The 7,797-nt window shown below is 69.4% G+C and carries 7 protein-coding genes; 1 reads left to right on the top strand and 6 read right to left on the bottom strand.

The genetic code is table 11. The features are described from left to right. Nucleotides 1–146 precede the first annotated feature (146 nt). The 5 genes from FJ251_11520 to FJ251_11500 all read right to left on the bottom strand — a co-directional run bounded on the left by FJ251_11520 (nt 147) and on the right by FJ251_11500 (nt 4,921). Entirely contained in the window at nt 147–1,253 is a 1,107-nt protein-coding gene (locus tag FJ251_11520; protein MBM4118346.1) for a hypothetical protein, read from the bottom strand. 37 nt (nt 1,254–1,290) lie between these two features. Further along, nucleotides 1,291–2,331 (bottom strand): hypothetical protein, encoded by a 1,041-nt coding sequence (locus FJ251_11515; protein ID MBM4118345.1) that lies wholly within the window; start codon nt 2,329–2,331, stop codon nt 1,291–1,293. Nucleotides 2,332–2,505: 174 nt separating this feature from the next. Beyond that, entirely contained in the window at nt 2,506–2,703 is a 198-nt protein-coding gene (locus FJ251_11510) for a hypothetical protein (protein MBM4118344.1), read from the bottom strand. A 21-nt stretch (nt 2,704–2,724) separates the two neighbouring features. After that, complete coding sequence (locus FJ251_11505) at nt 2,725–3,360, bottom strand: TetR/AcrR family transcriptional regulator (GenBank protein ID MBM4118343.1); 636 nt, start codon at nt 3,358–3,360, stop codon at nt 2,725–2,727. Between the two features lie 157 nt (nt 3,361–3,517). Then, the gene (locus FJ251_11500) at nt 3,518–4,921 is read right to left on the bottom strand and encodes an HD domain-containing protein (protein MBM4118342.1); all 1,404 of its coding nucleotides are present in this window, start codon (nt 4,919–4,921) and stop codon (nt 3,518–3,520) included. Between the two features lie 209 nt (nt 4,922–5,130). Here FJ251_11500 and FJ251_11495 point away from each other — a divergent pair, with 209 nt between their 5' ends. Next, nucleotides 5,131–5,493: an aspartate 1-decarboxylase gene (locus tag FJ251_11495; GenBank protein MBM4118341.1), complete on the top strand. Its 363-nt coding sequence runs from the start codon at nt 5,131–5,133 to the stop codon at nt 5,491–5,493. Between the two features lie 32 nt (nt 5,494–5,525). On the opposite strand, the gene FJ251_11490 is transcribed toward FJ251_11495, so the two are convergent. Next, a partial coding sequence (locus FJ251_11490) for a hypothetical protein (protein MBM4118340.1) occupies nt 5,526–7,797 on the bottom strand: 2,272 nt, incomplete at its 5' end.

The following is a 7,797-nucleotide window of genomic DNA, read 5'->3' as shown; positions in this document are numbered from 1 at the left end:
TCGCGGTGATAGCGGCAGTTGGGATTGGGGCAGAAGGGCGGCTGCCAGGTGGCGTTCGGTGCAGGTAGCGTGAGCATGCCCGGGCAGGGGCAGCTGCCGTACCAGGCACACTCTCCGCGGTACAACCGAAACCAAGCAGGCGAAAGCTACTTGCTGACCAGCGGATGCTCGGGGGCGTTGTCGACCCACTGATTCGCGCCCAGCTCGCTCCAGAACAGGTTGTTCGCGCCGAAGCTCAGGCTGTAGGCCTCGTAGCCCAGGCAGTTCAGCACGAAGGCCACCTGGCTGCTCGTCTGGCCGGTCCAGCAGTAGACGATGATCGGCTTGTCCGTCGGCAGGTACTCGAGCAGGCCCTCGGTCTCGAAGTCCACGTCGAGGTCGACCTTCGGCACGAAGCAGTACGCGCCCGGGATGTGGCCGGGGGTTGCAGGATCCGCGCCCGTGTACTGATCCATCGTCCAGTACTTGACGATGAAGTAGTCCTCCAGGCCGTCGGCATGGATCGTGGCGAGGTTCTTGGCCTTGAAGCCGGCCGTGAGCGTGGCGGCCACGCGCGCGGAAACGGCCTCGGCGGGGGATTCGACGGGGAGACCGAGGTTGGGCCACTCGTAGGTCACGGTCGGCGTGTTCACCGTCGTCTCGATGGCGACGCCGGCATCGGCCATGGCGGTGCCGTTGGTCGGACCAGCGTTGTTCTCCCACGCGGTGTCCAGGCTGGTGTGCCAAGCGGCCATGCCGAACTTGTAGCTGTAGGCCACGTAGCCGAGCATGTTCAGCGCGGCCACCGCGTGGCCGGCGCTCTGGCCCGTGTAGCAAACGACCATGAAGGGCCTGTCGACGGGGATCGTGCCCGCGTCGATGGCGCCCAGCATCGCGCCCAGGCTGGTGTTGATCGCGTCCTCGATGTGGCCGGCCGCGTAGTCGCTGGCCGAGCGGATGTCGAGGATCGTGAAGCCGTCGAAGCCATTGGTCTGGCTCGAGAACCAGGCGTAGTCCTTCACGTTCGGCGCACCGGTCGTGGCGAGGTAGCCGAGGCCGACGTCGACGACAGCGGTGAACTCCTCGAGCGGGGTCAGGGTGTTGTCATCGCCAGGACCGGCCGGATCGTCGTCATCGGAACAGCCGGCGACGAGACCCATGGCCAGCAAGGCGATGGCCAGCAGCGCCCAGAACTTCTTCAACGTGCTCTCTCTCGCTTTCGATCGGCCCTTGCGGGGCCCGGTGGCGGGCTCGTCGGGCGAGCCGAGTCTCATCAACACGCTCCTGGCCGCCGTTGATGGGGCGGCGTCATCAGTGCAGGTCTGCCTCCCGAATCACCACACCCGCATTCGCAGCGGCATCGATCAGATCGGCGCCGAGTTCGTCCTGAAGATCGACTTCGCGCAGATAGAAGCCCCGCGGCGCTTGCCCCGCCCGATCATGGCAGGCGTAGCCGCAGCTCTGCCCGCCCGCCACAGTGGTCTGCGCGGTCCAGCGGCGGACGTTGTGCGGCGAGGCGTACTTCCAGGTCGGCAGCTCGCTGTAGCCCGGCAGCGCGAGCGGCCAGGTCTCGTAGGTGTCCGGGTGGATGGGCACGTGGCGGACGACCGTGTAGTCGTACTCGCCGCGCGTCTGGGGCTGCGTGTTCTTGCCGATCTTGAAGGCCACCACGCTTGGCTCGATCGTGTAGCCCGACGGATCCTGCACGTGGCAGGAGGTGCAGTTCTTGTAGGGCTGGCTGTGGCAGACCTGGCACTGCAGCTCGACGCCGGTCCAGCCCTCCAAGTGCGCCGCGTGGTAGTCGCCGTTCCACTCGGGATCGTCGGCGTGGCCCTCGTCCATGATCTCCTTCACGTGGCACTTCTCGCAGCGCGGCATGGTCGCCACTTCGTAGCGGTGCTCGTAGTGTCCCGAGGGGTTCGTGCTCTGGCCGTCGCCGTGCATTTCCTCCGCCCAGTGGCAGAGCTCGCAGCTGTGGCCGCGGGCATAGTGGATGTCGGGCAGCACGGCCACATCCTCGCCCGTGAAGTCGTAGCTGATGCGGCTGCCGTGGCAGGCCGTGCAGTTCTCGACCATGCTTGGCGTCCGGCGAAACCTGTGCGCATCGACGAAGCCGCCGCCCACGCTGACCGGGCGGCTCACGTGGCACTGTCCGCAGGTGGTGTGGCAGTCGGCGCAGTTGTGCTCGAAGCCCTCCTGCACGCCGGGCGTCGTCTCGAAGTCGCACTGGCCGCGCCGCTCGATCACCGCTTTGTAGCCCCAGAGGTTGCTGTGCAGGCTGTTCGCGTTGGCCGCGGCGATCTCCGCGTGGCAGGCGTCGCAGGCGCCGGCGCTACTGGGCTGCGCGGTCACGTGGCCGTGCTCCGCGGCGTAGTCGCCGAACTCGCCATTCGCGCTCGCGCTGTAGTGGCAGTCGAGGCAGCTCAGCGCCGCTGCGCCGTGGTTCGGATCCGCGAGGAAGGCCTCGCCGTCAGTGCCGCCGATGTAGATCGCTTCCCAAGCTGCCAGCTCGGGTACACTGCCGCCTCAGCCATCCCCGCGCGTCGTGACGCGGGCCAGCTCCTCGGGCAACATCGCCATCAGCACGTCCTTGTCGCCGTGGCAATCGAGGCAGGGGTCCCGCTGGAGCGGCACTTCGCCCACAGGCGGCTTGTCATCCTCGCTGCAGCCGACGAGCCAGCCGGCGACGATCAGGATGAGCAGGGGAGGCAGGAGTCGGCGCATCGCGGTTCTCCTTGTTGGGGCTCAGGACTCCGTCCGCGTCTGCGCCGCAGCGCGCAGCCCGCGGGCGATCATCGGGACGTTGTTCTGGATCACCGCTTCGGCCGAGTAGGCGGTGCTTTCGAGGTTGTTCCACAGCTCGACGTTGATGGCGCAGTCCATCACCATGCCCACGAAGCAGCGACTCGTGATGAAGGGATTGACGGGCCGGATCTCGCCGAGCGCGATGCGCTGGCGCAGCTCCTCGCGCAGGTAGGCGATGTAGGGCTGGCGGAACTCGCGGTACAGGAGCGCCGAGCCGCGAAAGCCCTCGAGGCTCGAGTAGAGGAGCATGCGCAGGAGATTGGGATCCTGGCGCGCCGTGGCGAGGATGTGCCGCGCCACGGTGTAGAGCACGTCCTCGACATCGGCCAGCCCGCCGCAGGTTGCCAGGTAGGCGGAGATCTCGTGCTGACGGGACTTGCTGTGGATCACCTCTTCGTAGAGCTGGTCCTTGCCCTCGAAGTGCTTGTAGATCGCGGCCTCGGTGATGCCGCACTCGCGGGCGATCTGGCGGATCGTGGTGCCCTCGTAGCCGTGCTCCGCGAAGAGCTTGCTTGCGGAGCCGATCAGGCACTGGCGGCGATTCGGGGTGCCCGGCGTCAGGTTGCTTCTGGCCATGGCTTGCTATCCAGCGTTCGAGGCCCTCAGGTATGGTTAGCGATCGCTCACAATCTAGCCATTGTGAAAAACCGTCAAGCAGGGATCGGCGCTTTCGGCCGGCACCTTGCGCGGTGCTCGCCGAGCCGAAGCTCATTCCTAAGATGTTATTATTGCTCTAGATATCGCCGTCTCTGCGCCACGGGGAGCGGCGGGAGGGGCGCTCCGCCAGCCAGCGCTCGAGCCAGACGAGGGCCCCGTGGAGGTCAACGAAGGCTTCCTCGAGCTGAGCCTCGTAGGCGGCATTCACGGCCTCCCCGACCGCCGGGCCGGGCTGCCAGCCCGCCTCGAGCAGATGCCGGCCCATGAGCAGCGGGGCCGGCGCCTCGCGCTCGACCGCCAGTTCCGCGGCCTTGGCGAGCAGCCAGTCGCCGGCGGGAAACTCGCCGGCCAGCGCGTCGGCGGTCGTGCGGCCCAGGTGGTCGGCTCTCGCGAGGAGCACGAGCTCGACGATGTTCACCTCGGTGGCCAGGCGGCGGATCGCCCCGTCGCCGATCTCCTCGCGCACCCGGTAGAACTCGGCCGGCCGCAGGTGCAGGCGCACGAAACGCAGCACGGCTTCGATCAGCTCGCCGTCCTGCGTGAGACGGCCGAGGAAGCGGCGCGCGGGCTCCTCGCCGGCCTCGGTGTGGCCGGGGCTGAGGATGCGGCCCTGCTTGCGGTGCGTCGTCAGCGGCTTGCCGAGGTCGTGGCAGAGCGCGCCGAACATGAGGGCGAGATCCAGGCGCCGATCGCCCGTGCGCAGGCGCGCCGCGGCGTCGACGACGAGCAGCGTGTGCGTCCAGACGTCGCCCTCGGGGTGCCAGTCCGGGTCCTGCGGGCAGCCGATCATCGCCGCCAGCTCGGGATGGAAGGCGAGCACGCCCGCCGCGCGGGCGACCGCGAGGCCGCGGCTCGGCGCCGCGGCGAGCAGCAGCAGCTTCTCGAACTCGGCGTAGACGCGCTCCGGCGCGAGGGCGCCGAGGTCCATCTCGCGGCAGAGAGCCAGGGTTTCGGGCGCGGGATCGAGTGCGTAGCGCGCGCCGAGCTGCATGAGCCGGTAGACGCGCAGCGGGTCCTCGCTGAAGGCGGGGCTCGTGTGGCGCAGGCGGCGAGCGGCGAGATCGGCGCGGCCGCCGAAGAAATCGTGGACCTCGCCCGTCAGCACGTCCTCGAGCATGGCGTTGACGGTGAAGTCGCGGCGCGCGCAGGCCTCCCGGGGCGTGATCGACGGGTCGAGGTCCACCGTGAAGCCGCGATGGCCGCGGCCGCTCAGGCTCTCGCGGCGAGGCAGGCCGAAGTCCGCCTCGCCGCCGCGCCGGGCGCGAAACTTGAGGATGCCGAAGGTCCGCCCCACGGCCTGGACCCGGCCGTGGCGGGCGAGCAGGGCCTCGAGGGCCGCCAGCGGCAGGCCGTAGACCTCGATGTCGAGGTCCAGGGAGGGCAGCCCGAGCAGCCGGTCGCGCACGCAGCCGCCGACGTAGTAGGCGCGCCCGCCGCCGGCGGCGATCTCCTCCGCGAGGGTCCGGATCAGGCTGCGCATCGGCGAGTCCTCCAGAATGGCGCGGCCGGGGACCGGCGGCCCCCGGCCGTCGCGCGCGCCTGCCAAGCGGGGCGATGATAGGCAAGTCCCTGGAAATCGGCAAGATGGAAGGCTCGACCGGCCGGCGATCTGGACAGGGCCCGGTTCGCTAACTATACTATCGGCACCGCCGGCCCGCCCCCGCGGGCGGCGGCGACGCGGAGTCCGAAATGCTGATCAGCCTGTGCAAGTGCAAGATCCACCGGGCTACGATCACCGAGGCCAACCTCGAGTACGAGGGCAGCCTGACCGTGGACCGCGATCTCATGGACTTCGCGGGCCTGAACACCTTCGAGAAGGTCCACGTCGTCAACATCAACAACGGCAGCCGCCTGGAGACCTACGTCATCGAGGGCGGCCGCGGCAGCGGCGTCATTTGCCTCAACGGCGCCGCCGCGCGCCTGGGCGCCAAGGGCGACCGGGTGATCATCATCGCCTACGCCCAGATGACCCCGGAGGAGGCCAAGGGCTTCCAGCCGTCGATGGTCTACGTGGACGAGGCCAACCGCATGATCCCGGCGCCGGTTCTCTAGCCCCCGCGCCTGGACCCTCGCCGCAGCTCCCGCTAGTCCCGCCGCCAGCCCGACGCGATCATCCGTAGGCACTCGGCCACGGCGGCCTCGACCTGCGCGTCGCACCCGGCCAGCTCTTCCTCGGGCAGCTCGGCCACCCTCAGGTCCACCTGCACGGGATCGTTCTCCAGGCTCGTGCCGATGCTGCCGTCCGGGTTGCGGCGCCACCAGCCCGTGCTCGGAATGCGGAAGATGGTCCCGTCGATGAGCGGCACGTTGTTGGTGCCGATCACCGCGCCGAAGGTGGGCATGCCGACGATGCGCCCGAGCCCCAGCGCGTGGAAGCCCCAGGGGAAGATCTCGCCATCGCTGTAGCTGCGCTCGTTGGTGATGAGCACGATGGGCTTGTCCCAGCGCTCGATGGCGTCGAACTGTCCGTCGCGCTTGCCGCGGTTCTGCGAGTAGACGTAGGGCCGCCGACCGAGCACGGTGAGCACCTGGTCGTGGATGTGCCCGCCGTTGTTGTCGCGGATGTCGAGGATGAGGCCGTCCTTGCCCTGCGCGCGGGCGAAGAGGTCCTCGAGGAAGCGCGGCCAGTCCTCGTCGCCCATGGCCGCCATGTGCAGGTAGCCGAGGCGCCCGCCCGAGAGCGAATCGACGAGCGCGCGGGTCTCGTCCATCCACTCGCGGTAGCTCAGCTCCCAGACGTTCGCGCGCGGCTCCACGGTGAGCGTGCGCGTCTTGCCCTTGGGCCCGCCCGCGGCGACCAGCAGGTCCACCTCCTTGCCGGCCTTGTGATTGAGCAGCGAGTAGTAGTTCTCGCCGGGGGCAAGCGTGCGGCCGTCGATGGCGAGGATCACGTCGCCCACGGCGACGCGCGTCTCCTCGCGATCCAGCGGCCCGCGGGCGAGCACGCGCGCGACGCGCACTCCCGCGCCGGCGTAGCCGTCGTCGGGCGTGAAGCCCAGCAGGCCGGTCTCGTCGTCGCCCTCGTTGTCCTTGGGCCCGCCCCAGCTGCCGAGGTGGCTTGCGTTCAGCTCGCCGAAGAGGCGCTTGAGCACGTCCTTGAAGTCGTTGTAGGCGACAGCGGCCGCGGCCTGCGGCGCATACTTAGCGCGCAGGGCCGGCCAGTCGGCGCCGTGGAAGCGCTCGTCGTAGAAGCCGTCGCCGAGGCGGCGCCAGGCTTCGTCGAACTTCTGAGCGCGGCGCGCGGCGGCGTCCACCGTGAGCTCCACGCTGAAGCCGTAGGTCTTCGTCTCCGCCTCGCCCTCGTTCGCGACCTCCTGGATGCGGCCGCCGCTGACGTAGCGTACGGCCTTGCTGTCCTCGCTCCAGAGGAGGCGGTCGGGGTCGGCGCCGCCGCTGGTGAGGCGGCGCAGCTTGTCGCCGTCCCAGTCGACGGTCCACAGGTCCATGGCGCCCTCGAGCAGGTCGCTGCGCAGGGCGTAGTGCTTGCCGTCGGGGCTCTGGTCGTAGTCCCAGTAGTAGCCGCGCAGGGTGGCCACCGTGCGCGTGCGGGCGGGCAGGTCCTCCCAGTCGATCTTCACGACGATCGCGGGCTCGGGCTTCTTGCCGTCCTTCTGGTCCTTCTTGTCGGCCTTCTCGCCATCGCCCCTGGCCTTGGCGTCTTCCTCCGCTTCCTCCTCGCGCTCGCGCTGGGAGCGCGTCTTCTCGCCCTCGGCGCGCGTGAGCCAGAGGTACTTCACGCTGTAGTAGCCGTCCTGCGTGCGGCTCGCCCAGGCGAGGCGCTTGCCGTCGCCCGACCAGAGCGGGTGGAAGTCGTCATTCGGGTGGCTCGAGACGTTCACCGGCGCGCGCTTGCCCGCCGCGTCGACCACGAAGATGTCCTCTGCGCTGCCGTGGTTCGTGGTGCTGTAGGCCAGCCACTGGCTGTCCGGCGACCAGTCGACGTGCAGGATCGCCGGCTCGTCGATCAGGCGGCGCTGCCCGCTGCCGTCCGGGCCCATCGCCCAGAGCCAGCCCGTGTCCCTGTAGTAGAGAATGGTCTTGCCGTCCGGGCTCGGCTGCGGCTGGACCTCGGTCGCGGGGTCCCGGGTCAGCTGGACCGTCTCGCGATAACGGCTGCGGCCGAGTCGCGGCTCGTTCGGGTCCGTGCTGCGCATCAGGTAGATGTCGTCGCCGCCCTCGCGGTCGCTCACGAAAAGCAGGGTCTTCTCGTCCAGCCAAGCGAGGTCCTTCTCGCGCGCCACCGTTTCGGTGAGGCGCACGCAGTCCTTCAGCTCGCCCTCGCGCACGAGCCCCGCGTAGAGCTCGCCCTCGACGACGAACGCGAGTTGCGTCTCGCCGGGCCCGAAGGCGAACTCG

It is taken from the genome of bacterium, from assembly GCA_016873475.1.
Lineage (GTDB): Bacteria > Krumholzibacteriota > Krumholzibacteriia > JACNKJ01 > JACNKJ01 > VGXI01.
Note: the sequence above shows the minus strand (reverse complement) of the source record. Positions and strands in the feature narration are given on the sequence as shown.

What these genes read in the sequence shown, in the direction of transcription:
- FJ251_11520 (MBM4118346.1), bottom strand. Translation starts at nt 1,253, where the DNA reads ATGAGACTCGGCTCGCCCGACGAGCCCGCCACCGGGCCCCGCAAGGGC.
- FJ251_11510 (MBM4118344.1), bottom strand. Translation starts at nt 2,703, where the DNA reads ATGCGCCGACTCCTGCCTCCCCTGCTCATCCTGATCGTCGCCGGCTGG.
- FJ251_11505 (MBM4118343.1), bottom strand. Translation starts at nt 3,360, where the DNA reads ATGGCCAGAAGCAACCTGACGCCGGGCACCCCGAATCGCCGCCAGTGC.
- FJ251_11500 (MBM4118342.1), bottom strand. Translation starts at nt 4,921, where the DNA reads ATGCGCAGCCTGATCCGGACCCTCGCGGAGGAGATCGCCGCCGGCGGC.
- FJ251_11495 (MBM4118341.1), top strand. Translation starts at nt 5,131, where the DNA reads ATGCTGATCAGCCTGTGCAAGTGCAAGATCCACCGGGCTACGATCACC.